This is a genomic window from Litorilinea aerophila (assembly GCF_006569185.2).
GTDB classification, from domain to species: domain Bacteria; phylum Chloroflexota; class Anaerolineae; order Caldilineales; family Caldilineaceae; genus Litorilinea; species Litorilinea aerophila.
Genome location: NZ_VIGC02000007.1, coordinates 36089 through 62171, shown reverse-complemented (window position 1 = coordinate 62171; position 26083 = coordinate 36089). Strand labels below are relative to the sequence as shown.

Sequence of the window (26083 nt, the reverse complement as noted above, 5' to 3'; positions counted from 1 at the left end):
ATGGGCGCGAAATTGGCTGCCTTAGGAAGCGTGGCAAATCCCACCAGAAACCTTGTAACAATAGCAGCCAGCGTGCGACGTGGATGATTTCTGCCTAGCGTTGGCATCGTGATGCAGCATTTTTTCCAGTGTAACATTGGCTCCAGGCGAACACAACCTCCCTTTGGACATGGTTTGGACACAGTTTGGACATTTTACCAGGAGATCAGGACGATGAACACTGTCAATCGCGCGGAGGATATGCCGAAAGACGTACAGGGCATGTTGGCCGATCTGCGTCGCCATCTTTTCGAGTGGCTGCCATGGCCGACGGCCGGGCTAGCCTTCTATGCTTTTCTCCTGGTCAATCGTGTCAATGGCCTCCAGCCGGGCTGGGTTGCATGGGTGACGGGCTGGGTTGTGGCATGTGCGTTGGCGGCCCAGTTTCTACACCGGCGCCATCTACAAGTGGCCATATATCTATACATGGGCGGACTGGTCGTAGCAACCGGATTGTTACTCTGGTTCCATGGCACAACCACCATCGAAATGGCCCTGGCCTTGATGATCGTTTTGCTCAGCATGAATTTACTAGGCCCGCGCTCGACCCTCGGCGTGGCACTGGCCATTAGCCTGCTTACCTGGAACGCAGTGACCAAACGTGAGCTTCTGTCCAGCCACCTGCTTGTTCCCCTTGGAACCCTCTGGTTAACTACTCTGGTGGCGTGGCTGTCCAATCGTAACCTCCTGGTGGCGTTGGCATGGTCCTGGAACAGCTTTTGCCAGGCCCAGGTCTCTACTGAAGAAGCCCGCCGCCATCGCGGGGAGCTGGCCCAGGCTCTTAAAGAGTTGGACAGCGCCTACTATCGTTTAGAACGCTTTAGCGTGCAGCTGGCCCACGCCCGGAATGCCGCTGAAGAAGCGCGCCGGGCCAAACAACAGTTCGTTGCCAATGTCAGCCACGAGCTACGCACACCACTGAACATTATCATCGGCTTTAGCGAGGCGATTGTGCTGTCGCCAGAATCCTATGGTGTGCGCTCGGTCCCTCGCGCCTTTATGGGCGACATCAACCGTATCTATCGCAGCGCCCAGCATCTGAAAAACCTGATCGATGATGTGCTAGATCTCTCCAAAATCGACGCCCAACATCTGCCCCTGTTCGTCGAACGGACGGCGCTGGCCGATATCATCGCCGAGACGACGGACATGCTCGAACCGCTGGCCCGCCAGAAGGGGCTTCACATGCGTGTGGCAGTACCGGCGGATCTGCCTCCCCTCCTGCTGGATCGCCTGCGCATTCGCCAGGTGCTGCTCAATTTGCTCAGCAATGCCATACGTTTTACTGAAACGGGCAGTGTGACCGTCCACGTCGAACAGAAGGACGGTGAACTGCAGGTCAGTGTCACCGATACCGGGCCAGGTATTCCAGCCGAGAACTTAAACCGGGTGTTTGAAGAGTTTTACCAGATTGATGCAGCACTGACCAAGCGCTTCGACGGCACCGGCCTGGGCCTGGCGCTCAGCCGTCGCTTCGTCGAGTTGCACGGCGGGCAGATGTGGGTGGAGAGTGAATTAGGGCACGGCAGTCGCTTTGTTTTCACCCTGCCCAGGACGCCGCCCCATCCCCAAGTGGTTCGCCATGCCCACCAGCCATTGGCGCCTACCTCCCAACAGGAGGCACGCCACGGACCGCTACTCCTGATCACCTCCGCAGAACCCATGGTGGCCAACTTTCTCAAACGCCATCTTCAGGGATACCAGGTCAAGGCAATCGCTCCAGAGACCCTTGAAGAGGCCGTGGCCTCGTATTTGCCCCATGCCATTATCACCAATAACCACATGCCCGCACCGGTGCATGAGGACACAAAAAACACCGCCCCCCCATCGGTACCTGTCATCTCGTGTCCCCTGCCCGATGCCCACCACCTGGCCAGGGCCCTAGGTGTGGACCACTACCTGATCAAACCGATCGCCCGGGATCAGCTGCTGGAGTTACTGGCCGAATACCAGGAGAAGGTGCACCATATCTTAATCGTGGACGATGACGTACACCTATGCGAATTGCTGGCGCGCATTGTGCGCGCGGCCCCCCAAGCCTACACCATCGATATCGCCTGTGGCGGCGAAGAAGGGCTGGCGCGTATGCAGGCATGCATCCCCGATCTGGTCTTGCTGGATTTCTTGATGCCGGGGGTAAACGGGTTAGATGTGCTCCGCTTCATGCGCGAGAACGCGCGCTTGTGTAGCGTGCCGGTGGTCATGATCACAGCCCACGATTTACCCAGCGAAGACATTCTTCAATGGGCCCAACCATCGACCCTGCGAGTGGACTACCCGCAGGGCTTCAGGATGAGTGAGCTGCTGCGTTGTCTTCAGGCGCTGCTGGACGCGTTGCCACCACCTAAGCCGGCGGCGCCACTGCCTTCAATGCGCGCAGCAAATCAGACGCCCCGACCGGCTTCTTGAGCACCAGTTGGGCACCCAGGGAGAAGGCCAGCTCCGGTTCGTGCAACACGCTACAGATAATCACCGGCAGGTGCTCGTGTACTGGATCCTGGCGCATGGCCTGCAAAAATTCCCACCCATCACGGTCGGGCATCATCAGATCCAGCACAACGATATCCGGAGCCCCGGAGCGCACCAATGAAAGCGCCTGATCTACACCCGCGGCATGGAGAAGCTGATAGGGCTGGTCCGCCAGATAGCGTTTGAACAGTTCAAACAGTTCCGGCTTATCGTCTACCACCAGGACGGTACGCCGCGGCGGACGCGGCAGCACCACCCAAAGTACAGATGCCTCGCAACGCAGTTGACCGCCGGCAGCGGCTATCATAGTCTGCACCGATTCCAGCTCCGGAAGTCCAGCGGCCACCTTCGCCGCCGACAGGGATACATGGGACCGGTAGCCAGGAACAAGGCCGATGCGCGGGATGTCTCCTTGCTGACGCGCAACGAAAGTCAGTGATGTCACGGGATGATGGACGATGATCTGGCTGGCGAGGCTGAGGAGAATCTGGCGTAGCAGCGTGGCGTTCAACTGGAGGACCGGGAATCGTGGTGCGATCCGGGAGGCCAGCTGGACCTGTCGGCCACGGGCCAGTTCTTCCAGGATTGGAAGTAACCTGGCGATAAATCGGGCTACATTGATGGATTCCCGCTGCTGGGCCAGCCGCTGGCTCTCGGCGTCGAGGCTCTCCGCGCCGGCGGAGGCGGTCCCGGTGGCCGGTGCAGCCAGATAGCGATCGCGCAGGATATTGGCTAGGGCGGCGAGGGCACTCGCCCGATCGCGGCGGAGTTGACGGCCGCCAATCCCCAAAGCATTAGCGAGGGTCTGCGCATCCTGTCCTTCAACGTAGAGCCCAAATAGAATCGTGTAGGCGCGGCGTTGCGGCGCACGCCAGGGAATATTGTCGCCGGGATTGAGCAGTTCAATGGCATCCAACAGAATGCGTCGCGTTTCCTGCGCGCGAGTGCGCCCTCCCGCCATGCTCCTGGCGACCAGCCGCGCCGCCAGGGGATGGGTTTCCAGGTAGGCGTAATCGTATAGGTGGGTTAAGGCATCGCGAACCTCACGCATCAATTTATTATCGCGGTTTGCGGCCATATTTCCCTCGCGAGCTACTCGTATCAGGAATACCCCAAAACTCCGTCCGCTTCCGCCCGATAAAGATACCCGGCGATTTGCCAGCGGCCAGAGCGCGTTCGATGCGACGATGTCGTCTGTTTCGTTATGGCTTTCTGCACGAGTCGGGTGGTCTGGACCTGGACACGACGGTGATTTCCCTGGGCGACCTGCTCGACATCGCCATGCGCCATGACTTGAAAGGTCAACATCCGACCTTCCACCTGGGTGAGGGTCGCCTGGGCCCGCACCGTCAGACTCACTGGCGTGGCAGCCACATGCTTACCTAATCTACACGTGGACGCCAACCAACGTGACATCTGGCGCCAGTTGGGACGTCAACGCGTTGACTGCCACGCCTGTTCCACCAGAGCGACCAGCGCTGGCGTGCTCAAAACCGGTACGACGCCGCTGCTCAACGCAATGGCCGTATTGGTCGCATTAACCTCGAGCTCGGCTTAGCCATCCAGCCCAGGGTATAGAACGATATCTATGAATAGGAACTCCTCGCGTAGCGAAAATCAACACGGCTGACGCGCCGTGTGGCCGAACCTTGGCAGCTGCCAGCCAACGAGCGACGTGTGACCACTGCCGGGAAATTGCCCCGTATCTGAGACAGACCTTACCCTGTGTGGAATTTGCGCGGCAAGAATAGCACACATACAATGAACCCCAGATTTTTCCGAGGCGGTTCTGGCCCCATTATACCTCATCTCCATCAACCGCTGAACAGCAATCCCGAAGGGACAACTGCCATGCGCAAAAACAAACTTCGTGAACTTCTGAATAACAACCAGCCCACCATCGCCACCCACATCCACAGCACCTGGCCCTCCGTCATCGAAGCCATCGGCCACACGGGAATGTTCGACTACGTGGAATTTGTGGCCGAATACGTCCCCTTCGACCTCTATGACCTGGACAACATGTGCCGCGCTGCCGAACTCTACGACCTGGGCATGATGATCAAGGTGGACTACGAGCCCCACCGCTTCCTGGCCCAGCGGGCCGTCGGCTCCGGCTTCGGCAGCGTCCTCTTCGCCGATTGCCACAACGTGGAAGAGGCGCGCGAGTGCATCCTCTCGGTGCGGCCGGATACGCCCGAAGATGGCGGCAGCTTCGGCGTGGGCACCCGCCGCCACACCTACATGGGCTACGGCGGCAGCCCCGATTATGTCCAGGCCCTGCGGGATGTGGTGGTGGTGCTGATGATTGAAAAGAAGGGCGCCGTGGAGCAACTGGAGGAGATCCTGGCCCTGCCCGGGCTGGACATGATCCAGTGGGGCGGCTCCGACTACAGCATGAGCGTGGGCAAGGCCGGCCAACGCCAGTCCGACGAAATCCGGGAAATCGAGCGCTACGTATTCGAAACGGCCATCAAGCGAGGCATCCCCCCCCGGGCCGAAATTGCTACACCGGCCCAGGCCGAATACTACCTGGAAATGGGGGTGCGCCACTTCTGCATGAACACCGACCTCTTCATTCTTTACCAGTGGTGGAAAGAAAACGGCCAGACCCTGCGCCGCATGGTGGAAAGCGCCTGAAATTTCCAAACCGATGGGGCGACCGGCCGGGTCGCCCCATCCGCGCGGATGGCGGCCCTGGCCGCAGGTGCGGTTAGAAACCGCCCGATGGCGCCAGATCCTGGCGGGTGAAGGAACGGCAACGGCTGCGCAGCTGTGAGCTGCGCCTACGACGGGGCACCCATGCCTGTAGGGGCGGGTTTTGAACCCGCCCGATGGCGCCAGCCGAGAAGTGGAAACACGACAATCCCGCCTGGATCTGGCGACACGGCCACCGCCTACCGCCTACTGACTACCATCTACCGTCTACCATCTACCATCTACCATCTACCGTCCGGGAAGGTTTACAGACCGTTTACCTGCCCTTAAAGCGTCACAAACCGACAGCGGTTACCCTGGCCAGGCAGGCGCCCAAAGGCGTCGTCCATTCCAGGAACCCCCAACGGAGGCACGCCCCCGGCGCCAAAACCCGTTTTGGCAACTGGATGGCCCTATGCTATACTGCAGATGGGTTCCCCCACATCCAGGTGACATCTGGAGCCGGAAGCAATCTGATTACACGTTCACCGCTGCCCTGGTGAACATCCTCCGCGGGCACATCGATCATCAGCGCCGAGCCCATCCGGGCCGCCAGTCGAACATCACGATTCCCACTACGGATAGCCGTCAGAGGTCCAGGTTGTGAATTTTCCTGAGAACACGTCTGCGCACCCGCTTCCTGGGCCAGGCCCAGAAGCCAGGCGACCACCAGGAGCTTGACCCTGACCCCGTGCCTGGGAGTCCCCAAGTTGCCCGTTGGCCGTGGCTGTTTGACCTATCGACCTCCTCCGCGGCCCTGGATCGTAGCGAGAGCCGTTTTTCTGCCTGATGAACCCTCAATCCATTGGATGACCAAAAGAAGAAGAGGAAAGGAGTGAAGTATTCATGAACCACTGGAGAAGATACCTCCTGCTGGCCATCTGCTCAGCCCTGGTGCTGGTGTTGGCCGCCTGCGCCGGTGGCGCTGCAGAACAGCCCGCGGCCGAGGCGCCACCCGCCGCGCAGGAAGCCGCGCCGGCTGAACAGGCCCAGGCCACCGCCCCTGCCGAGGGCGAAGCCGTCCACGAAGCCCCCATGCTCCACGAAAAGGTCCTGGCCGGCGAACTCCCCCCCCTCAGCGAGCGCATCCCCGCCGAGCCCCTGGTCATTGAACCCTTCGGCGAAATCGGCCAGTACGGCGGCACCTGGCACCGCTTCGACACCTCCACCAATGGCGACCACCTGACCATGGCCATGTATGGCTACTCCCCGGTCCACTGGCTGCGGGATGGCCTGGACAAGCGCCCCGGCCTGGCCAAGGGTTGGGACTTCAACGAGGACAAGACCGAGTGGACCCTCTACTTCCGGGAGGGCACCAAGTGGTCCGACGGCGAACCCTTCACCGTGGACGACTTCCTCTTCTGGTGGGAGGACATGGTCCTCAACCCGGACCACCCGGACAGCCCTCCAGACTACTTGATCTCCGGCGGCAAGGTAGCCCAGATCTCGAAGGTGGACGACTACACCCTGAAGTTCACCTTCGCCGCGCCCTCCCCCCTCTTCATCGACCGCCTGGCCATGTGGCCCAACGGCATGGTGCCGGCCAGCGAGAAGCTCTTCGTGCCCAAGCACTACGTCTCCCAGTTCCACCCCAAGTACAACAGCGAGTACACCACCTTCGAGGTGATGGATGAGAAGCTGGACTGGCGGGTCAACCCCGAGACGCCGGTGCTCAACCCCTGGATGCCCGTCCAGTATGAACCGGGCAGCCGGCTCATCCTGGAGCGCAACCCCTACTACTACGCGGTGGACACCGCCGGCAACCAGCTCCCCTACATCGACCGGGTGGATGTGACCTACGTGGAGGATCTGGAGGTCTCCAAGCTCAAGGTCATCGGCGGCGAGCAGGAGTTCTGCGGCCGGCCGTGCAAGTATCAGCCTCTGAGCGAGCTCTCCGTCTTCCGGGATGCAGAGCAGACCGTGGGCCTGAAGACCGTCCTCTGGGACGGTGGCTCCGGCACCGGTTCCCTGGTCTACCCCAACTGGACCCACCAGGACCCGGAGAAGCGGGAAGTCTACCGCAACCGCAACTTCCGCCTGGCCCTCTCCCATGCCATCGACCGGCCCCAGATCCAGAAGGTGGTCTACTTTGGCACGGGTGAGCAGACCACCGGCACCATGAGCCCCAAGGCCATCGAGTTCAACCGCACCCCCGAGGGCCAGGAGCTCTACCGCCAGTGGCGAGACCTGGCCGTGGAATACAACCCGGAGAAGGCCATGGCCCTCCTGGATGAGGCCGGCGTGGTGGATCAGGATGGCGACGGCTGGCGGGATCTGCCCAGCGGCAAGCCCCTGAACCTGCGCATCGACATCAGCGCCACCGCTTCCGATGAGCATGTGCTGGTGGATCAGATCATCAAGGAGAACTGGGAGGCCGTGGGCCTCAAGACCAGCATCAACCCGGTGCCCGGTGAGCAATTGAGCGTCATGCAGGACAACTCCGAGATCGACATCCGCGGCGCCTGGGAAGTGGGCGACGGCCCCAACTTCCTGGTCTTCCCCAACTGGGTCGTGCCCATCGGCAACGACCGCTGGGCGCCCCTCTACGGCGCCTGGTACAGCACCCTGGGCACCGACAAGGAAGGCACCGAGCTGGACAAGGATCCCCTGGAGCGCAACCCGCCCCGGGAAGAGCCCGATCCGGATGATCCGGTGGTCCGCCTCTGGAACCTGTACGACCAGGCTCGGGTGGAGCCGGACGACGAGAAGCGGGAGCAGCTGGTCTTCGACATCATCCGCACCCACATTGAAGAAGGTCCCTTCTTCATCGGCACCGTCTCCAACATCCCTACCATCGTGGCCTACCTGGACTTCGTGGGCAATGTCCCCACCCGGGAGCAGTTGGGCACGGGCGGCTTCACCAATCCGTGGATCATGGTCTACTTCGGCGCGGTCTTCCCCGAGCAGTTCTACTTCAAGAACCAGTAACAGGCCGGGTAAGCGGGCAGGCTGAGCCCCCACCGGGACCGGCCTGCCCCTTCCCTGGTGGGCTCGCAGGACCAACCGAAGCGAGGCATTTGGAGATGGCCGGCAGAGAGCTGGCCATCTCCATCCCTTATCTACACCTGCATGCCGACCGTGTTTGAGACAGCACTGCATCTAAGGATGCGCCCTCCGCCAATGGACAACCATCGCAAAACCGCAAACGCCCCCAATCGTTCACGGCTTCAACGCGGGGTCGGCATCCCCAGATGCCGGCCCAGATGATGCAGCCCCCATCTCCCTTTCACCAACCAGAGCAAAGGAGGAAGTTTACATGACGGAGAGTGGTCGAGCCGCAAGGCTCCTGGTTATCGCCCTGATCCTGACGCTGGTGTTGGCCGCCTGTGGCGGCGGCGCCGAAGCCCCACCTGCAGAAGAGGCCGCCCCGGCCCAACAGGCCGGCACCGCCCAAGAGGCCGCGCCGGCTGAACAGGCCCAGGCCACCGCCCCCGCCGAGGGCGAAGCCGTCCACGAAGCCCCCATGCTCCACGAAAAGGTCCTGGCCGGCGAACTCCCCCCCCTCAGCGAGCGCATCCCCGCCGAGCCCCTGGTCATCGAGCCCTACGGCGAAATCGGCCAGTACGGCGGCACCTGGCACCGCTTCGACACCTCCACCAACGGCAATCACCTGGTCATGGCCATGTACGCCTACTCCCCGGTCCACTGGGTGCGGGATGGCCTGGACAAGCGCCCCGGCCTGGCCAAGGGCTGGGATTCCAATGAGGACAAGACCGAGTGGACCCTCTACTTCCGGGAGGGCACCAAGTGGTCCGACGGCGAACCCTTCACCGTGGACGACTTCCTCTTCTGGTGGGAGGACATGGTCCTCAACCCGGACCACCCGGATGTACCGCCCGATTATCTGATCTCCGGCGGCAAGATGGCCCAGGTGACCAAGATCGACGACTACACCCTGAAGTTCACCTTCGCCGCGCCCTCCCCCCTCTTCATCGACCGCCTGGCCATGTGGCCCAACGGGCTCATCCCGGCCAACGAGAAGCTCTTCGTGCCCAAGCACTACGTCTCCCAGTTCCACCCCAAGTACAACAGCGAGTACACCACCTTCGAGGTGATGGATGAGAAGCTGGACTGGCGGGTCAACCCCGAGGCGCCGGTGCTCAACCCCTGGATGCCCGTCCAGTATGAACCGGGCAGCCGGCTCATCCTGGAGCGCAACCCCTACTACTACGCGGTGGACACCGCCGGCAACCAGCTCCCCTACATCGACCGGGTGGACGTGACCTACATCGAAAGCCTGGAGGTCTCTAAGCTCAAGGTCACCGGCGGCGAGCAGGAGTTCTGTGGCCGGCCCTGCCGTGACCAGCCCCTGAGCGAACTCTCCATCTTCCGGGATGCAGAGCAGACCGTGGGCCTGAAGACGGATCTGTGGGATGGCGGCGGCGGCACCGGCTCCATGGTCTACCTGAACTGGACCCACCAGGATCCGGACAAGCGGGCCTTGTACCACGACCGCAACTTCCGCCTGGCCCTCTCCCACGCCATCGACCGGGAGAAGGTGCAGAAGACGGTCTACTTTGGCACGGGTGAGCAGACCACCGGCACCATGAGCCCCAAGGCCATCGAGTTCAACCGCACCCCCGAGGGCCAGGAGCTCTACCGCCAGTGGCGAGACCTGGCCGTCACCTACGACCCTGACAAGGCCCGGGAGCTGCTGGACGCCGCGGGGGCCGTGGACCAGGATGGCGACGGCTGGCGGGATCTGCCCAACGGCAAGGAGCTGGTCTTGCGCATCGACCTGAGCGCCACGGCAGCCGCCAACCGGGAGCACAGCCTGGTGCTGGAGATCATCAAGGAGAATTGGGAGGATGTGGGCCTGCAGGTGAGCATCAACCCGGTGCCCGATGAGCAGCTGGCCGTCATGCAGGACAACTCCGAGATCGACGTGCGCGGCGGCTGGGGTGTGGGCGACGGTCCCAACTTCCTGGTCTTCCCCAACTGGGTCGTCCCGGTGGACAACGACCGCTGGGCGCCCCTCTACGGCGCCTGGTACAAGGTGATCGGCACCGACAAGGAAGGCACCGAGCTGGACAAGGATCCCCTGGAGCGCAACCCGCCCCGGGAAGAGCCGGCCCAGGATGACCCCGTCTGGAAGCTGTGGGAAGCCTACAACCAGGCCCGCATCGAGCCGGACGACGAGAAGCGGGAGCAGCTGGTCTTCGACATCATCCGCACCCACATCGAGGACGGTCCCTTCTTCATCGGCACCGTGGGCAACATCCCTACCATCGTGGCCTACCTGGACTTCGTGGGCAACGTGCCCACCCGGGAGCAGTTGGGCACCGGCGGCTTCACCGGCCCGTGGATCATGTCCTACTTCGGGGCGGTCTATCCGGAGCAGTTCTATTTCAAGAGCGGGCAGTAACCCTGTGAACCGGTGGGCGGGGAGGGCTCCTCCCTGCCCACCCTTGAAGCGAAGGGATACGAACGATGGTCGGTTATTTCATCCGTCGATTTCTCTACATGCTGACCACCCTGGTCTTCATCTCCATCCTCGGCTTCGTGATCATCAACCTGCCGCCGGGGAGCTATCTGGAAGTGTATCAGATGCAGCGGCAGATCCAGGGCACCTCCACCGCCGAGGCAGAGCTGGAGGCCATCAAGCGTCGCTACGGCCTGGACAAGCCCATCTACGTCCAATATTGGAAGTGGGCCACGGGTTTTGTTCGGGGAGATTTTGGCCGTTCCTTCCAATACAATCGAGAAGTCAAAGACCTGATCTGGGAACGGCTGGGCTTTACAGCCCTGATCTCCATCTCCACCCTGCTTTTTACGTGGGCAGTGGCCATTCCCATCGGCATCTATTCAGCCACCAACCAATACAAACTGGGGGATAACATCGCCACCATTATCGGCATGGCGGGGCTCTCCATCCCCAACTTTATGCTGGCGCTGACGTTGATGGTCATTGCCCAGCGCTTCTTCGGCCAGTCGGTAGGGGGGCTCTTCTCCAGGGAATATGTGGACGCGCCCTGGAGCCTGGCCAAGGTGATGGACATGCTCAGCCACCTGTGGGTGCCGGTGGTGGTGGTCGGCACCGCGGGCACCGCGGGCCTGATGCGCATGATGCGGGGCAACCTGCTGGACATCCTGAACATGCAGTACGTCCAGGCGGCCCGGGCCCGGGGGCTCCCCGAATACAAGGTGATCCTGAAACATGCGGTGCGCAACGCCATTCACCCCCTCATCATGCTCCTGGGCATGAGCCTGCCCTCCATCATCTCCGGCTCCCTGGTGGTCTCCATCGTCCTCAGCCTGCCCACCACCGGCCCGCTCTACTTCAATGCCCTGCGCCAGCAGGACATGTACCTGGCCGGCACCTTCCTGATGTTCCTTTCCATCATGCTGGTGCTGGGCAACTTCCTGGCCGATATCCTGCTGGCCATCATCGACCCGCGCATTCGGTACGAGTAGTTGAGGGAAAAAAACATGGCTGAACAAGTGGCACGGGTTTCTACGCCCTACGAAGAGGAGACATTGCCGCCTTCCCCTACCCTGGAAGCGGCCGAGGATGTGGCTGCCGATATCGGCCAGCTTTCGGTCTGGCGGCTCATGTGGCGGCGCTTTCTGCGCAACCGCCTGGCCGTGGCCGGGAGCATCCTGCTGATCCTCCTCTACATCCTGGTGATCTTCGCCGACTTTTTCGCCCCCTACGATCACCTGAAGGTGAACGAGGATTATGTGCTGCGCGCGCCCCAGCGGCTCCGCTTTTTCGACGAAGAGGGCAACTTCCACCTGCGCCCCTTCGTCTACGGCACCACGACGGAGCTGGACACCCACGACCTGGTCTGGGTTCATAAAGATGATCCCAGCCAGATCTACCCAATCCGCTTTTTTGTCCACGGGAAGCCCTACAAGCTGCTGGGCCTCTTCGAGACCGACATCCACCTCTACGGTGTGGATGAGCCGGGCACCATCTTCCTCCTGGGCACCGACCGGCTGGGCCGGGATGTCTTCTCCCGCATCCTCTTCGGCGGCCGGGTTTCCCTGAGCGTGGGGCTCATCGGCGTGACCCTCACCATCATCTTCGGGTCCATCCTGGGCACCGTGTCAGGCTACTTCGGCGGCATCGTGGACACGGTGATGCAGCGCATCATCGAGCTGCTCATGTCCTTCCCGGACATTGCCCTGTGGGCCGCGCTGGCTGCCGCGCTGCCCCACGACATGTCCACGGTCACCCGCTTCTTCTTCATCTCCATCATCCTCTCCTTCATCGGCTGGACCGGGCTGGCTCGCCAGGTGCGGGCCAAGGTGCTGGCCTACCGGGAGATGGACTACACCAACGCAGCCCGGGCCGCCGGCGCCTCCCACACCCGCATCATCCTGGTCCACATGTTGCCCAACGCCCTCAGCCACATCATCGTGGTGGCCACCCTGGCCATCCCCGGCATGATCCTGGCCGAGACGGCCCTGAGCTTCCTGGGCCTGGGCATCCAGCCGCCCATGGTGAGCTGGGGAACCCTCCTCCAGGATGCCCAAACGGTGAGCGTGGTGGTGAAGAACCCGTGGCTGATGATCCCGGGCGCCTTTGTGATCGTCGCCGTCCTCTGCTTCAACTTCGTGGGCGACGGCTTCCGGGATGCCGCCGATCCCTTTGCGATCTAAATCCAATGAGCACAGGAAATATGCCTACCACTTCGGACATCATCCTACGCGTGAGCCAGCTTCACGTGCATTTCCAGACCGAAAGCGGCACCATCCGCGCCCTGGATGGCGTGGACTTCACCGTGGAGCGGGGGAAGGTGCTGGGCATCGTGGGGGAAAGTGGCTGTGGCAAGAGCGTCACCGCCCAGTGCATCCTCAACATGGTGCCCCGGCCCGGCCGCATCGTGAGTGGCGAAATCACCTACTACCGCCGCAGTGAGGGCCTGGATGGCCAGGTGGAGGAGGTCAAGATCACCGACCTGCACCCCCGCAGCCGCCAGATGCGGGACATCCGGGGCAATGAGATCGCCATGATCTTCCAGGAGCCCATGACCTCCCTGGATCCCCTCTACACCGTGGGCAACCACCTGCTGGAGGCCATCACCCTGCACCAGAAGGTCTCCAAGAAGGAGGCCCGGGAACGGGGCATCGAGGCGCTGGCCCGGGTCCAGCTCCCGGAGCCCCACCGCATCTTCGACAGCTATCCCCACCAGCTCAGCGGCGGCATGCGCCAGCGGGTGATGATCGCCATCGCCCTGAGCTGTAACCCGGCCCTCCTCATCGCCGATGAGCCCACCACCGCCCTGGACGTCACCACCCAGGCCCAGATCCTGGAGCTGATGGCGGAGCTGCAGGAAGAGACCGGCATGAGCATCATCTTCATCACCCACGACCTGGGCGTGGTCGCCGAGATGTGCGACGACGTGGCGGTCATGTATCTGGGCAAGGTGGTGGAGAAGACCGACGTGGACTCCGCGTTCTATGACCCCAAGCACCCCTACACCCAGGCGCTGCTGCGATCCATCCCCCGCATCGAAGAGCAGAGCCATACCCGCCTGGCCGTGATCCGGGGGAGCGTGCCGGATCCGTCGGTGGTGCCGGCGGGCTGCCCCTTCCACCCCCGCTGCCCCGAGTTCATGCCCGGCATCTGCAATCGCATCGAGCCGCCGCCCATTCGCCTGGATCGGCAGGAGGTACGCTGCCTGCTGTACGGCGGCTATGACCCGGCCACCCTGGAGCCCACGCCCGCGACGGAGGAACGATAGTTATGGCCAATGCAAGCACGCTGGAACAGACCCAAACCCGGCAGGAACACGGGCGCGGCCCCCTGCTGGAGGTGAAAAACCTGAAGATGTACTTCCCCATCAAACGGGGCTTCCTGCGCCGGACCGTGGGCTATGTCAAGGCGGTGGACGGCGTCAGCTTCACCATCAACCGGGGCGAAACCTTCGGCCTGGTGGGGGAGAGCGGCTGTGGGAAGAGCACCACCGGCCGCTGCATCATGCGCCTGCTGGACATCACCGACGGCGAGATCATCTTCCACCACCGAACCCAGGGCCCCATCCACGTGGAACAGCTGGGGCCGGAGGAGATGCGCACCATCCGCCGGGAAATGCAGATCATGTTCCAGGACCCCTATTCGTCCCTGAACCCCCGGCTGACCCTGAAACACATCGTGGGCGAACCCCTGATCATCAACCGGGTGGCCCGGGGCCGGGAGCTGGAACAGCGGGTGGCCCAGTTGCTGCGCTCTGTGGGCCTCAGCCCCGAATACATGAACCGCTACCCCCACGCCTTCAGCGGCGGCCAGCGCCAGCGCATCGGCCTGGCCCGGGCCCTGGCCCTGAACCCCGAGTTCATCGTCCTGGACGAACCGGTCTCCGCCCTGGACGTCTCGGTCCAGGCCCAGGTGCTCAACCTGATCGAAGACCTGCAGGAGCAGTTCAACCTGACCTACCTCTTCATTGCCCACAACATGAGCGTCATCAAGCACATCTGCGACAAGGTGGCGGTCATGTACGTGGGCAAAATTGCGGAAATGGCCGAGACGGAGGAGCTCTTCAGCAACCCGCTCCACCCATACACGGAAGCCCTGCTCTCGGCCATCCCCAAGCCGGATCCCCGGCGCAAGCGGCAGCGCATCGTGCTGGAAGGGGATGTGCCCAACCCGGCCAACCCGCCCAGCGGCTGCTACTTCCATCCCCGCTGCCCCTACGCCGAGCCCATCTGCTCCCGGGAAGAACCGGCCCTGCGGGAGGTCAAGCCGGGCCACTTCGCCAGTTGTCACTTCGCCGGCGAGCTGAAGCTGTCCGGCGCCCTCTAAGGCCGATTGTCTCGCGAATGTCTCGCGAAGTGATACGCATGATGGCGCAGGTCACGCATCCTTGCGTGACAGGGCCGCGGGCCCCGGTTCGGGTGCAACAGGTACGCAGGTCGGGTCGCCAGCCCGCCGAAGGTGGTCAGCTGTGAAACTCCCCCAGAACCAACCCATGGCCTACCTGTTGTGGGTCGTTTCCTTCGCCCTGACCCTGGCCACCCTGATCGCCGGGCGCACCCTGGTGATGGGGGTGGCCGGTCTCTTCAGCGACGACTACTGGCGGCTGGCCTTTGTGGACCGGGCCGCCATCCTCCTGCTCAGCGTGGCCGGCCTGATCCTGGTCCTCTTCCTGGAGCACTACTACCGCCGGGGCGTGGAGCAGCGGCGGCTGTGGCCCCGCTTCGCCCGGGTCACCATCCTCCAGGTGGCCATCCTCCTGGCCAGTGGGCTGCTGGCCCTTCTGGCGCCAGGAAGATGACGACCCGGCCACTCCCCCTGCGCGGGCGATTCTCCCGGCCGATATTCGCCTGAGAGGGCCTGCCGATGCCCAAGTTCCTGTCCTCCATGCCGTTGACCGAACAGCAGCAGGCCATCGTCGCGCACGACGGCGGGCCGGCCCTGGTCTTTGCCGTGGCCGGCGCGGGCAAGACCACAGCCCTGGTACACCGCATCGCCCGCCTGGTGGAGGAGGGCATCTTCCCAGCGGAGCAGATCCTGGCCACTTCCTTCAACCGGGACGCCAACCAGAAGATCCGGGCTGCCCTGAACCGGTGGCCCTCCTGCGCCGACGTCCAGGTCTGCACCCTGCACGCCCTGGGGCGGTTCATCATCCGCTTGGCTCACCAGCGGCAACGGCTGCCCTACCTGCAGGAGAACGTGTTCCGGCGGCCGGTGGATGGCGCCCGCCTCCAGATCCTCTACGCCGCCCTGGCCGAAGCCCGACGACGCAAGGTCCCCTACGCGGCCGAACTGATCGCGCTGGACCAGGAGGACTTCCTCAACTACGTGGGCGCGTGCAAGGGCAACCTGGCCTACCCGGACCTGCGGCGGCTCGACCTGCCCCGGCAGGCCCGCCGTGTGGCGCGCCAGGCCCCGGCGCCCTCCGGCCTGCCCTGGTACCGGGACCTCTACGCCCTCTACGAAGAGATGCGCCTGGCCCAGGGCGTGCTCACCTTTGACGACCTCCTGGCCACCGGCTGGGAGGTGCTGGTCCGCTGGCCGGACATCCTGGAAGAGCTGCAACGGCGCTTCCAGTGTGTGCTGGTGGACGAATTCCAGGACCTCAACCTGGCCCAGGCTGAAATGCTGGACCTCCTCACCGCGCCCCACCGCAACTACATGGCCATCGGCGACGACGACCAGACCATCTACGAGTGGCGGGGAGCCAGCCCCCAGCACTTCCGGGAGTTCCAGCGCCGCTATCGGGCCACGGTCTATTTCATGACCGAAAACTTCCGCAGCCGGGCCGTCCATGTGGCCCTGGCCAATCAGATCATCCTCCACAACCGCCAGCGCCAACCCAAGCAGATGCAGCTGACCCAGGGTTTTGGCGGACAGATAACCCTGCTGGGCCATGCGGACGAGGCGGCCATGGCCCAGGCCGTGGTTCACCAGATCCAGGCCGCCCAGGAACAGGGCTATCCCCTGGAGGAAATGGCCATCCTGGTCCGAATCTACGCCCAGACGCCGGCCCTGGAACAGGCCCTCATCGCCGCCCAGATTCCCTACGTCATCTGGGGCAATCCGCCCTTTTACCGCCGCCCAGAGGTGGAAACCCTGCTCAACTACGGTCGGCTGGCCCGCTACGACGCTCGCCGCCGGGCCGGACATGGGCTGACCCGGGAAGAGCTGGAAGAGATGGAACGCCTCTGGTTCCACGTCTACAACCGTCCCCTGCGCTACCTGTCCCAGGCCATGGGACAGGCGGTGATGAAGCTGGCGCGGACCCAGGCCCTGGGCCTGGTGGAGGCGATCCAGGCTGTGGCAGCCGGCGCCCCGCCCCGGGTCGCGCAGCCTCTGACAGAGCTGGCCGGGCTGTTGGCCGAGTTGCGGGAGGCCCTGAGCCTGCCCAAAGCGCAGCAGCCACCGGCGGCGGCCTTGCTCCAGCGCCTGGAAGCCCGGCTGAGCTACATGAACTACCTGCGACACCACAGCGGCCACGCTGGCTCTGGCGGTGACCGGGCCGCCAATGTGGCCGCGCTCCTGGCCTATGCCCGGGGGCAAGGATCCCTGGAACAATTCCTCCAGCATCTGGACCGGCTGGCCCAGCTCTCCACCCGGCGGGACCGCGCCGGCCGCGGCCATGGTTCGTCCCAGGGGCTGACCATCACCACCATCTTCAGGGCCAAAGGGCTGGAGTGGTCTGTGGTCTTCGTGCCCCACTGCAACCAGGGGATCATCCCCTTGAACCAGGCGCCCAACCTGGAAGAAGAACGGCGCCTGCTCTACGTGGCCGTCACCCGGGCCCGCCGTCACCTCTACCTCCACTGGCTGGAGGGCCAGCCCATCTCCCAGTTTTTGATGGAGGCCCAGGCGCCTGCTGTGGTGGAGGTGGTGGAGGTGCTACAACGGGCCCTGAAACAACCGCCGGAGGCGTGGAGTCTGGACGACTATCTGGCCCTGGCCGTCAACGCCCCCCAACTGCACCTGAGCTCCTACTTCCAGCGCTGGTGGCGGGCCGACGCCGGGACGAAACAGCGCATCGCGGCCGCGGTGCTGGGCTTTCTGGACGCCGTCCAGGAGCGGGGACTTCTGGACGCGCTGCCGATAAAGCCCGAACAGGTGGCCCTCTGGCGCGAGCTGGCCGGGCCCGCCGCTGCTGTGAAGCCCCTGGCCCTGCCCGGCCTGGATGCATGGCTGGCCACCCTGCGGCCACCGGCCCCGCGTCGGCGGCGGTGGCCCTGGCAACGCCGCGCGTAATGTTGTTTGGGGAGTCACAGAGGAGTTCACTGGGAGAACACCCCAGAGACACAGAGCACGCTCCTTCCCTCGGCGGGGGAAGGAGGGTAGGGGGATGAACAGTTACAAAATCAGTCGATGGCTCTACTGCACAAAGGTCAAATCAGGACGCTGACCCACCCAGATGAACGCTGATACGGGTGACTCTCTCCTGCGCTTCTTTGCGCCTTTGCGTTCAAAAATGCCCTTTTTGCAGGGGAGCCGGTAGATCCAATCAAAACGGGAGGAAGACCCTATGGACCTGGAACTGCATGACCAACTGGCCGTGGTCGTCGGTGGCGCCAGCGGAATCGGCCGGGCCATTGCCGAAGCCTTTGCCGCGGAAGGGGCGCGGGTCGCCCTGCTGGACATCGCGCCCACCGTGGAGGCGACCGCCCGAGAGATCGCCGGGCAACATCACACCGCCACCCTGGGGCTGGTGGCCGACGCCACCGACTTCCCTGCGCTGCAGCGGGCCGCCCGACAGGTGGAAGAACAACTGGGCCCCGTGGATCATCTGGTCTACGCGGCGGGGATGTCGTGCCACCGGGGCGGGCTCCCCTTCTGGAACCAGCAGCCCTCGGACTGGCCCCGCATGCTGGAGGTTAACCTGCTGGGCGCGGTGAACACCACCTTCGCCTTCGTGGAAACCTTCGTCGCCCGACGGCAGGGCACCATCCTCTTCATCGGCTCCGTGGCCGGCCAGATCGGCTCCCAGACCGACCCGCCCTACAGCGCCGCCAAGGCGGGCCTCATCAACTTCTCCCAGTGCGCGGCCAAGGATCTGGCCCCCTACGGCGTGCGGGTCAACACCTTGAACCCGGGCATGGTGGATACGCCCCTGAACCGGGGCGTCTGGGCCGGCCAGATGAAAAATCTGCCGCCGGAAGAGCGGGTCGACTTCGAAACCTGGGGGCGTCAGAAGCTCCAACGGATGGTGCCCCTCAACCGCTGGCAGACGCCCGAGGACATCGCCAACATGGCCGTCTTTCTGGCTTCGCCCCGCGCCCGCAACGTGACCGGCCAGACGGTGAATGTGGATGGTGGGTTTGTGATGCATTGGTAGGAGGGTAGAAGGTAGGCAGTAGGCAGTAGACGGTAGACGGTAGGCAGGAGGGGCGTTTGTGTTGGTGGATGCGCATACCCATCTGGATCATTATGAGCCAGGGCAGTTGCCCGAGGTGCTGGCGGAAATCGACCGGCTGGACGTTCTGACCCTGGCCAACAGCCTGCACCTGGACAGTTATCGACGCAACCTGGAGATCGCCCGGGACAACCCGCGCATTGTGGTGGGCCTGGGGGTGCACCCCTGGCACGCAGCGGCGTGGGTGGAGCGGCTGGCCGAGCTGGAGCCGTACCTGGCGGCAGCGCCCTTCTTCGGCGAAATCGGGCTGGACTTCCACTGGGTGGAGGAGCCCGCCACCTACCCCGCGCAGCGGGAGGTCTTCGACTTTTTTCTGGCTGCAGCCCGGGAGTTGGACAGGCCCGTCAACCTCCATACCAAGGGCGCGGAGGCGGAAATCCTGGCCCGGCTGGACCACTTCGGCATCCGCCGGGCCATCATCCACTGGTACTCCGGCCCCCTGGACCCTTTCACGGCCCTGGTGGAACGGGGCTACGCCTTCACCGTAGGCGTCGAGGTACTCCACAGCGATGCCATCCGGGAGCTGGCCCGCCGCATCCCCCTGGACCAGCTCCTCACAGAGACCGATGGCCCCACCGGGCTGGCGTGGCTCACCGGCGAGCCGGGCTACCCCCACCACCTGGTGGACGTGCTGGCCGAACTGGCCCGTCTGCGGGGCGAACGGGAGGAGATCCTTCAGGAGGCCGTAGCCCAAAATGCGCAGCGCCTGCTGGGCCTGTCTGCCCACCTGTAGAGGAATCTGTAAAGTCGTCCTGCCCTCCTGACCGAACGTGTTGACAAAACGGGCAAAGCGAAGTATCTTTTTTGTAGATACATCGAACACTGCCCAGGAGGAGCAAGCTTATGAGAACCCGGGTCCAAAAATGGGGAAATAGTTTGGCCGTGCGCCTCCCCAAAGCCTTTGCAGAGGAAATTCATATCGAGGAGAACACGTGGGTTGAACTCACCCTGGTGGACGGCAAATTGACCATCACGCCTGTACAGGACTCCCCTGTTTCGTTGGAGGAGCTGCTGGCCGGCGTCACCGAAGAAAACATTCACACTGAGTTCGATTTCGGGGCTCCCCAGGGAACGGAGATCTGGTAGTGTCTGCCTACGTTCCCGAGCGAGGCCACGTGGTCTGGTTATCCTTTACGCCCCAGGCAGGACATGAACAGGCTGGGAGACGCCCGGCCGTCGTTTTATCGCCGCAAGCCTACAACCAACGGGTCGGCCTGGCGCTCTTTTGTCCCATTACGCGCCAGCGTAAAGGATATCCCTTCGAAGTCGACCTTCCGGGTGACCTCCCCATTGCCGGCGTGATCCTGGCCGATCAGCTCCGCAGCCTGGACTGGCGAGCCAGGCAGGCCGAATACATTGGCACCCTCCCTTCAGAAACGCTGGCGGAAGTCCTCTTGAAAATCCAGGCGCTGCTCGCAGTTGGCTGACGGCGTGGATCCTACGTCAGGAAGCGGGTGATGACGTTGGCCGTGATGCGGGAGACCTGGGTATCCACCAACAGACAGGCCGGGTAGGTGATGGAGCCCACCGAGAAGACGGCTCCGCCGCTCTGGGTCTCGTAGTAGACCATGTGGGCGCCGCCATCCTCTGGGTTGAGCCCCTTGGCCAGGAGGACGGTGTTGGCCGGCGAGGAGGGGCTCATCTTGTCCGTCTCGTGGCCGGACGCGCCGCCGGGGATGCGCTCGTGGAGGCTGGCTTCGCCGAAGGTATCGCCGTTCTGCAGGCCGGTGCCGGCGAAGATCCAGTGGTCCCCGTTGACCACCTGGTACGGCGCGGCGGTCATGATGCCCGCTTCGGTGAAGACCACGCCCAGCAGGTTGGCCTCCGACTCCACCCGGCGGTGGAAACGACTTTCGTACCGGGCCCGGCCGTCCGGCCCGGTGGCCTCGGGCACCTGGGTGTTGAACTTCATGGTGCGGTCGTCCAGAATCTCGATCTCGCAATTGAGGCCATTGCCGCCCAGGTACATGAGCCTGCCGCCCCGGTTGTACACCCAATCTTTGAGCCGCTGGTACATGGCGCGGGACCAGTACTCCGGGTGGACGCTGAGGATGACGATCTGGTAGGCGTCCAAATCCAGGTCGCCCACGTGGAGCTGGTACTCGGAGTAGAGGTCGTAGGCGAAGCCTTCCCGCTCCAGCCAGGCCAACAGCCGCCACTCGGCCGGCGCCAGATGACACTCCTGGCGGCCCCGGATGGGGTCGGTGGCGCGGGTCTCCCGGGGGACGTGGTTGAAGGGTTCCGGGCGCTCGAAGGAGAGGGGCTGGTAGCGCTCGTCCTCGAACTGCCACTCGTTGTAGGTGCCGGCCTGTTGATAGCGCACCAGATCCAGCCGGGCGTTGACTGTGGGCTGGGGCGGCAGGCCGGTGGCATTGATGTAGTTGCTGCGGCCGCCAAAATTGTTGTAGGCGTTCCAGGTGTTGGTGGAAGCCAGCACCGCAATGGGTGCCCTGGGCCGGGCCGGCGCCACGATCCACGGGAAGGAGAAGAAGTCGCCGTCCTCGGTTTCCGCGTGGAGGTAGTAGAGGCCCGACCGTTCTGGCCCGGCCACGAACTGGGTGTGGTGGGGGCTGCCGTAGCCCTGGCGGTTCCACTGGACGCCCGTCTGGGTATAGTCGCCGTCGGGCGTGATCTGCATGGTAGCCCGGGGCCCATGCTCGTCGAACCAGCCGATGGGCCGCACCAGCTCCTTCTCCAGGCCGTATCGCCACAGGCTCAGATGGTAGGGCTTCACCGAGTGCACCCGGAATTCGGACCGCTCGCCGGAGCGCACCCACTTGGGCCACATATAGCCCAGCAGGCCATCGGAGAGCAGGCGAAAGGCGTGGGGATGCCCCTCCGCCACATCCACCTCCACGCTCTTGGCGCCGTAGCCGTCCCGGGCCAGGGTGACCCGGTAGCGGCCGGGCGGGACCTCCGCGTAGATGCCGCCCCGGGCAGAGGAGCGCACCCGGGCGACGCTGACGCCGTTCTGCTCCAACTCCACCGATACGTCGGGAATTGCCACATACCGTTCATCGCTGACCGTGCCCACCAGCATGATGCCCCCTTGAACCATTTTCAATTTTCAATTTCCCACTGCCAATTACTTATGTCAATCACCCTTAGCCTTGCGCCACTCCTCATACTCCGCCCAGCCTTCCTCGCTGAGGGGGTAATATTTGCGCAGCGCGCCGCCCTCCAGGAGCTTCATGCGGCTGAAGACTTCCCATTCCTCGTGGGCTTTGGTGTGTTCCAGCACCATGGGAGCCATCTTGGCCGGCACCAGCACCGCGCCGTCGTCATCGGCGATGATGATGTCGCCGGGTAGGACCAGCACCCGGCTGCAGGCGATGGGCACGTTGTAGGCCCAGGGGAAGAGGGTGCTCTGGGAGGCGTAGTGGGGGGTGACGCCCCGGGTCCACATGGGCACGCCCAGGGTCTGGATCTTGGGCCAATCCCGCACGCAGCCGTCCACCACCACGCCGGCGCCGCCCCGGCCCTTGAAGTAGGTGGTCAGCATGTCGCCCATGCAGCCGGTGTACATATCGCCCCAGGCCTGGATCACCAGCACGTCGCCCGGCTCCACCGTGTCGAAGACCGACCAGAGGGCGCTCACCTTCTCCGTCTGCTCCTGGCCGGCGCCGGAGGCAATGTCCTCCCGCTGGGGCATGAACTGGAGGGTCACGGCCGGCCCCACCACCTTGGCGCCGGGCATGCGGGGGACGGGCCCCTGGATGTAGTTCTGGCGGATCCCCATGCGGTGGAGGATGGCGCTGGCGGTGGCGCTGCTCACCTCGTAGAGCTGGCGGATGAGCTCCGGATCGGGCCGCTGGAAGGGCGGGCCGCTGATGGGAAGCTGGACGTTGTCGGGACGGGGGAGGATGATGTCGAATTTTTCACTGGGTCTGGGCATGGGTATGGTTGCTCCTTTGTATGAGTTGGTTGAGAAACGTGGGTTGGATCACACCGCTTCCCGCTCCACCATGGCGATCACCGCGCGCATGTAGCCCAGGGCGTAGGCCATGCCCGCGTGCCAGGGCGCGGCGCAGGTCATCTGGGGCGTATGGTCGGGGATGAGCACGCCGTCGAAGCCGTTCCTGTGCAGGATGCGCACCACCCGCACCATGTCCACGTCGCCTTCGTCCACGAAGACTTCGTAGTAGCGGGGCACTTTGCCCCTGACGTTGCGGAAGTGCACGTAGCAGATGGCGCCCTGCTTGCTGTAGTGATCCACCACGTCGTAGATGTCCCCCTCGGTCATCTCCGCCAGGGAGCCGATGCAGAATTCCAGGCCGTTGGCCCGGCTGGGGACGATGTCCAGCAGCTTCTGATAGTAGTGGGGCTGGTAGACCAGACGGGGCGTGCCCCGCAGGGTGGGCATGGGCGGGTCGTCGGGATGGGCAGCCAGGCGCACACCTGCTTCCTCGGCCACGGGCACCAGCTCCTGCAGGAACTCGGTCACCCGCGCCCAGAGCTGCTCGTGGGTGATGGGCTCCAGAGTCCCCGGCGGTGCGTTCCGGTCGTAGACCATGTTCCAGACCATGCCCTTGGGGATGGGCGTCTCCGGCGGGCCATCCGGGCCCAGGAAGGCCACGCTCTCGGCCTCGCCTCGGGCCCACGGGCCGCTCACCCGCCCCCAGACGCCGGCGATGCTGAAATTGTAGCCCATGCACGGGATGCCAGCCCGCCCCATATCCCGGATCATGCGCTTGAGGTTCTCCAGCTGCTCCCGCTTGCGGGGCCCGTCCAGCAAGACGTCATACCAGTGGGCCGGGTCGAAATTCTCGATGGCCGCCAACTCCAGGCCGGCCCGGTTCACCGCCTGGCGCAGATCCCGGAACTCTTCATACGTCCAGAGTCGATCCGGGTCGCCCGCCAAGCCCCAACTCTCGCCGCCGCTGCCGGTGCTGAGGCTCTCTTCGCTGCGGAAGTAGTCGGTCAGGTGGGCCACGATGTGGGTTGCGCCCGCCTGGCGGGCAAAACGAAAGTTCTCATCGGTCAACATGTGACGATACAGGCCAAGTCCAAGCTTCATGGGTTCCTTCCTGGCGCTTATGGCATGGGTACAAAGGTCAAAACCTGCCGCCCCCCATCGTACAGGATGCGAAGCTGGCCCGGCGCCACCTCCAGGGCCGTGGCATCCTCCAGGGCGGCCAGAAAACGCTGCTCCTGCTCCCGGGCCGCCTCCCCCGGGCAGGCCTGGCGGGTCAATTTTTGCACCATCAATTCAGGGCGCTCGCCGGCCAGGCTGTAGACACCTCCGAAGAGATTGCAGCCCGTCCGCCCCCGGATCCGCCCCAGCGCGGGATCGTCCCCCTGGGGCAGGAACTCCAGGTGGATCGCCGCGTACGCCAGCACCGGCCGTTCGCTGCCCGGCGGGCCATAGCGCCGCAGCGTCCAGCGGCCTTCGGCCAACTCACCTGAGCGACCGGCTGTCTCCGCACCCGGCGCCTCTGCATCGCCACCTTCAGCGGTCGCGGTTCCCGCGGTGGTGACCGCCGGCGGCTCCACCTTTTCCTGGCCGGCGATGGCCAGCAGGCGATAATGGACGTCGGTTTGATCTGGCGGGAACTGGACGGTCCCCTGGTCGGACACCCGGAGGGTCACCACCGCCTCTTTCACCACATCCAGCTGATACTGCTGGCCGGGCACATAGTCGAAGCCCTCAATAGGGCTCTGGAGGACGCGCCATGCCTCTGCGGGATCCTCCCGGACCTGGAGACATTGGGCGTCCGGGTTATCAGGGCAGGCAACCCACTCCGGCCCCACGTACAGGGTCACCTCCTTGGACGTCTGCAAGGTCACCGCGTCCACGACACAGCCACCCAGTCCCCACAGGCTCACCAGCCCCCCGAGCAAGAACATCCGCAACCACTTCATGGCATTCCCTCCTTTGCACAGAATTCCACAACCGGCATCATCGTTCGACCGTGATGGCGTAATGTCCTTCGATATAGGGAAAGCGTTGCGTCAGGTTTTCAGCCAGCTCCACACCCAGGCCGGGCCGCTCGGGCAGCCAGAGGTGCCCCTGCTCCAGGCGGGGTGGCTCGGCCAGGATGGCCCACTGGAGCGGCCCCTGGATCATGCAGAGCTCCAGCATACGCGGGTTGGGGAGCGCGGCCAGCAGGTGGGCATGGGCCATGGCCATCAGGCCGTTGTGCCAGCTGTGGGGGCAGAGCTCCACGCCATAGCGCTGGGCTGCCTCGGCAATGCGCATGCACTCGGTGAGGCCACAGAGGCCGGCGTCCGGCTGGACGATGTCATAGGCCCGCCGCTCCAGGTAGGGGCGGAACTGCTCCAGGGTGGTGAAAGTTTCGCCGCCGGTGATGGGCATGTCCACCGCGGCACAGAGGCGGGCGTAGCCGTCGATCTCCTCCCGGGGGATGGGCTCCTCAAACCAGGTAAACCCCAGGCGATCCAGCTCTTGGGCAATGGGCAGGGCCTGTTCCTCGGTCAGACGACAGTTGCCGTCCAGCATCAGCTCCATGCGCCCATTCACCGCCTGGGCCAGCTCCCGCACCAGCCCCAGGAAGCGGTCCACCGTCACCCCGTCCCAGCGCCATTCGGTGCCGATGCGAAATTTCATGGCAGTGAAGCCCTGGTCGATGTAGCCCAGGGCCTCCTCAATGAGCTGTTCCGGGTTGTGGCGCCAGTCGTAGCGGCAGCCGCTGGATGCGTACAGGCGCACCCGCTCCAGGGGCTGGTCGGCCAGCAGCTCGCTCACCCGTTTCCCTTCAATCTGGCCCCGCAGGTCCCACAGGGCGCAGTCGATGCCCCCCACGGCGGCGTCGTACGGGCGGCTCAGGCCGTTGGGATGGGGCACGATGGCCGGATCTCGGGGATCCCGACCCACCAGGGATGGCGCCAGCCAGTCCACCCACTCCTGAATCAACAGGGGCCAGCCATAGGCGCTGGCCTCGCCGATGCCGGTCAGGCCTTCGTCGGTGTGGATGACCACGATGGCGCAGTCCGCCTTGATGGTTCGATAGCGGGCGGTGATCCACTGGCGCTCGGGCTCGTGGAGGCGGGAGAGGCAAAGGGTCTCCAGGTGGGTGATCTTCACAGGTGGTTGC

Annotated in this window: 21 protein-coding genes; 14 read left to right on the top strand and 7 right to left on the bottom strand. The window is 64.1% G+C overall.

What is annotated here, in order from left to right; all coding sequences use genetic code 11:
• Nucleotides 1–213 precede the first annotated feature (213 nt).
• On the top strand, nucleotides 214–2448 hold the full coding sequence (locus FKZ61_RS06675) for an ATP-binding protein (RefSeq protein WP_170199370.1): 2235 nt from the start codon (nucleotides 214–216) through the stop codon (nucleotides 2446–2448).
• Here the strand turns inward: FKZ61_RS06675 and FKZ61_RS06670 are convergent.
• Both FKZ61_RS06670 and FKZ61_RS24420 read right to left on the bottom strand, forming a co-directional pair.
• Entirely contained in the window at nucleotides 2384–3586 is a 1203-nt protein-coding gene (locus FKZ61_RS06670) for a response regulator (protein ID WP_141609304.1), read from the bottom strand. The genes FKZ61_RS06675 and FKZ61_RS06670 overlap by 65 nt on opposite strands.
• A 23-nt stretch (nucleotides 3587–3609) precedes the next feature.
• Nucleotides 3610–3924 carry a thioesterase family protein gene (locus tag FKZ61_RS24420; protein WP_407659867.1) on the bottom strand — a complete coding sequence of 105 codons (315 nt, stop codon included), beginning with the start codon at nucleotides 3922–3924 and terminating at the stop codon, nucleotides 3610–3612.
• A gap of 435 nt (nucleotides 3925–4359) precedes the next feature.
• On the opposite strand from FKZ61_RS24420, the gene FKZ61_RS06660 reads away from it, so the two are divergent.
• The 13 genes from FKZ61_RS06660 to mazF all read left to right on the top strand — a co-directional run bounded on the left by FKZ61_RS06660 (nucleotide 4360) and on the right by mazF (nucleotide 20455).
• Nucleotides 4360–5148: an HpcH/HpaI aldolase family protein gene (locus FKZ61_RS06660; RefSeq protein ID WP_141609302.1), complete on the top strand. Its 789-nt coding sequence runs from the start codon at nucleotides 4360–4362 to the stop codon at nucleotides 5146–5148.
• 903 nt (nucleotides 5149–6051) lie between these two features.
• On the top strand, nucleotides 6052–8133 hold the full coding sequence (locus tag FKZ61_RS06655) for an ABC transporter substrate-binding protein (RefSeq protein ID WP_141609301.1): 2082 nt from the start codon (nucleotides 6052–6054) through the stop codon (nucleotides 8131–8133).
• A gap of 328 nt (nucleotides 8134–8461) precedes the next feature.
• Complete coding sequence (locus FKZ61_RS06650; RefSeq protein WP_141609300.1) at nucleotides 8462–10570, top strand: ABC transporter substrate-binding protein; 2109 nt, start codon at nucleotides 8462–8464, stop codon at nucleotides 10568–10570.
• A 65-nt stretch (nucleotides 10571–10635) separates the two neighbouring features.
• Nucleotides 10636–11619, top strand: coding sequence for an ABC transporter permease (locus FKZ61_RS06645; protein WP_141609299.1), 984 nt, complete (start codon nucleotides 10636–10638; stop codon nucleotides 11617–11619).
• Between the two features lie 15 nt (nucleotides 11620–11634).
• Complete coding sequence (locus tag FKZ61_RS06640) at nucleotides 11635–12810, top strand: ABC transporter permease (protein WP_141609298.1); 1176 nt, start codon at nucleotides 11635–11637, stop codon at nucleotides 12808–12810.
• Nucleotides 12811–12830: 20 nt separating this feature from the next.
• Nucleotides 12831–13895 (top strand): ABC transporter ATP-binding protein, encoded by a 1065-nt coding sequence (locus FKZ61_RS06635; RefSeq protein WP_211358448.1) that lies wholly within the window; start codon nucleotides 12831–12833, stop codon nucleotides 13893–13895.
• A gap of 2 nt (nucleotides 13896–13897) precedes the next feature.
• A complete protein-coding gene (locus FKZ61_RS06630) occupies nucleotides 13898–14953 on the top strand; it encodes an ABC transporter ATP-binding protein (protein WP_141609296.1) in 1056 nt (351 codons plus the stop codon).
• Nucleotides 14954–15095: 142 nt separating this feature from the next.
• Entirely contained in the window at nucleotides 15096–15425 is a 330-nt protein-coding gene (locus tag FKZ61_RS06625; protein WP_141609295.1) for a hypothetical protein, read from the top strand.
• A gap of 65 nt (nucleotides 15426–15490) precedes the next feature.
• Nucleotides 15491–17866, top strand: a complete 2376-nt coding sequence (locus FKZ61_RS06620; RefSeq protein WP_141609294.1) for an ATP-dependent helicase — start codon at nucleotides 15491–15493, stop codon at nucleotides 17864–17866.
• 274 nt (nucleotides 17867–18140) lie between these two features.
• Nucleotides 18141–18950, top strand: a complete 810-nt coding sequence (locus FKZ61_RS06615) for an SDR family NAD(P)-dependent oxidoreductase (protein WP_141609293.1) — start codon at nucleotides 18141–18143, stop codon at nucleotides 18948–18950.
• Between the two features lie 58 nt (nucleotides 18951–19008).
• A complete protein-coding gene (locus FKZ61_RS06610; protein WP_141609292.1) occupies nucleotides 19009–19761 on the top strand; it encodes a TatD family hydrolase in 753 nt (250 codons plus the stop codon).
• A 110-nt stretch (nucleotides 19762–19871) separates the two neighbouring features.
• On the top strand, nucleotides 19872–20114 hold the full coding sequence (locus FKZ61_RS06605) for an AbrB/MazE/SpoVT family DNA-binding domain-containing protein (protein ID WP_141609291.1): 243 nt from the start codon (nucleotides 19872–19874) through the stop codon (nucleotides 20112–20114).
• Nucleotides 20108–20455 carry an endoribonuclease MazF gene (mazF, locus tag FKZ61_RS06600; RefSeq protein WP_141609290.1) on the top strand — a complete coding sequence of 116 codons (348 nt, stop codon included), beginning with the start codon at nucleotides 20108–20110 and terminating at the stop codon, nucleotides 20453–20455. Before FKZ61_RS06605 ends, mazF begins: the two co-directional genes overlap by 7 nt.
• Nucleotides 20456–20466: 11 nt before the next feature.
• Here the strand turns inward: mazF and FKZ61_RS06595 are convergent, their stop codons facing one another.
• The 5 genes from FKZ61_RS06595 to FKZ61_RS06575 are packed head-to-tail and all read right to left on the bottom strand — an operon-like array spanning nucleotide 20467 to nucleotide 26073.
• Nucleotides 20467–22086, bottom strand: coding sequence for a carboxypeptidase-like regulatory domain-containing protein (locus FKZ61_RS06595; RefSeq protein WP_229964176.1), 1620 nt, complete (start codon nucleotides 22084–22086; stop codon nucleotides 20467–20469).
• Between the two features lie 36 nt (nucleotides 22087–22122).
• Nucleotides 22123–22923 (bottom strand): ribonuclease activity regulator RraA, encoded by an 801-nt coding sequence (locus tag FKZ61_RS06590; protein WP_141609289.1) that lies wholly within the window; start codon nucleotides 22921–22923, stop codon nucleotides 22123–22125.
• Nucleotides 22924–22971: 48 nt separating this feature from the next.
• Nucleotides 22972–24045 carry a mannonate dehydratase gene (locus tag FKZ61_RS06585; RefSeq protein ID WP_141609288.1) on the bottom strand — a complete coding sequence of 358 codons (1074 nt, stop codon included), beginning with the start codon at nucleotides 24043–24045 and terminating at the stop codon, nucleotides 22972–22974.
• 17 nt (nucleotides 24046–24062) lie between these two features.
• Nucleotides 24063–24890 (bottom strand): META domain-containing protein, encoded by an 828-nt coding sequence (locus FKZ61_RS06580; protein WP_141609287.1) that lies wholly within the window; start codon nucleotides 24888–24890, stop codon nucleotides 24063–24065.
• 37 nt (nucleotides 24891–24927) lie between these two features.
• The gene (locus FKZ61_RS06575) at nucleotides 24928–26073 is read right to left on the bottom strand and encodes a mandelate racemase/muconate lactonizing enzyme family protein (RefSeq protein WP_141609286.1); all 1146 of its coding nucleotides are present in this window, start codon (nucleotides 26071–26073) and stop codon (nucleotides 24928–24930) included.
• Nucleotides 26074–26083: the final 10 nt, after the last annotated feature.

Coding starts and splice junctions, on each gene's coding strand:
- FKZ61_RS06675 (WP_170199370.1), top strand. CDS start 214: ATGAACACTGTCAATCGCGCGGAGGATATGCCGAAAGACGTACAGGGC.
- FKZ61_RS06670 (WP_141609304.1), bottom strand. CDS start 3,586: ATGGCCGCAAACCGCGATAATAAATTGATGCGTGAGGTTCGCGATGCC.
- FKZ61_RS24420 (WP_407659867.1), bottom strand. CDS start 3,924: ATGTCACGTTGGTTGGCGTCCACGTGTAGATTAGGTAAGCATGTGGCT.
- FKZ61_RS06660 (WP_141609302.1), top strand. CDS start 4,360: ATGCGCAAAAACAAACTTCGTGAACTTCTGAATAACAACCAGCCCACC.
- FKZ61_RS06655 (WP_141609301.1), top strand. CDS start 6,052: ATGAACCACTGGAGAAGATACCTCCTGCTGGCCATCTGCTCAGCCCTG.
- FKZ61_RS06650 (WP_141609300.1), top strand. CDS start 8,462: ATGACGGAGAGTGGTCGAGCCGCAAGGCTCCTGGTTATCGCCCTGATC.
- FKZ61_RS06645 (WP_141609299.1), top strand. CDS start 10,636: ATGGTCGGTTATTTCATCCGTCGATTTCTCTACATGCTGACCACCCTG.
- FKZ61_RS06640 (WP_141609298.1), top strand. CDS start 11,635: ATGGCTGAACAAGTGGCACGGGTTTCTACGCCCTACGAAGAGGAGACA.
- FKZ61_RS06635 (WP_211358448.1), top strand. CDS start 12,831: ATGCCTACCACTTCGGACATCATCCTACGCGTGAGCCAGCTTCACGTG.
- FKZ61_RS06630 (WP_141609296.1), top strand. CDS start 13,898: ATGGCCAATGCAAGCACGCTGGAACAGACCCAAACCCGGCAGGAACAC.
- FKZ61_RS06620 (WP_141609294.1), top strand. CDS start 15,491: ATGCCCAAGTTCCTGTCCTCCATGCCGTTGACCGAACAGCAGCAGGCC.
- FKZ61_RS06615 (WP_141609293.1), top strand. CDS start 18,141: ATGGACCTGGAACTGCATGACCAACTGGCCGTGGTCGTCGGTGGCGCC.
- FKZ61_RS06605 (WP_141609291.1), top strand. CDS start 19,872: ATGAGAACCCGGGTCCAAAAATGGGGAAATAGTTTGGCCGTGCGCCTC.
- FKZ61_RS06595 (WP_229964176.1), bottom strand. CDS start 22,086: ATGGTTCAAGGGGGCATCATGCTGGTGGGCACGGTCAGCGATGAACGG.
- FKZ61_RS06590 (WP_141609289.1), bottom strand. CDS start 22,923: ATGCCCAGACCCAGTGAAAAATTCGACATCATCCTCCCCCGTCCCGAC.
- FKZ61_RS06585 (WP_141609288.1), bottom strand. CDS start 24,045: ATGAAGCTTGGACTTGGCCTGTATCGTCACATGTTGACCGATGAGAAC.
- FKZ61_RS06580 (WP_141609287.1), bottom strand. CDS start 24,890: ATGAAGTGGTTGCGGATGTTCTTGCTCGGGGGGCTGGTGAGCCTGTGG.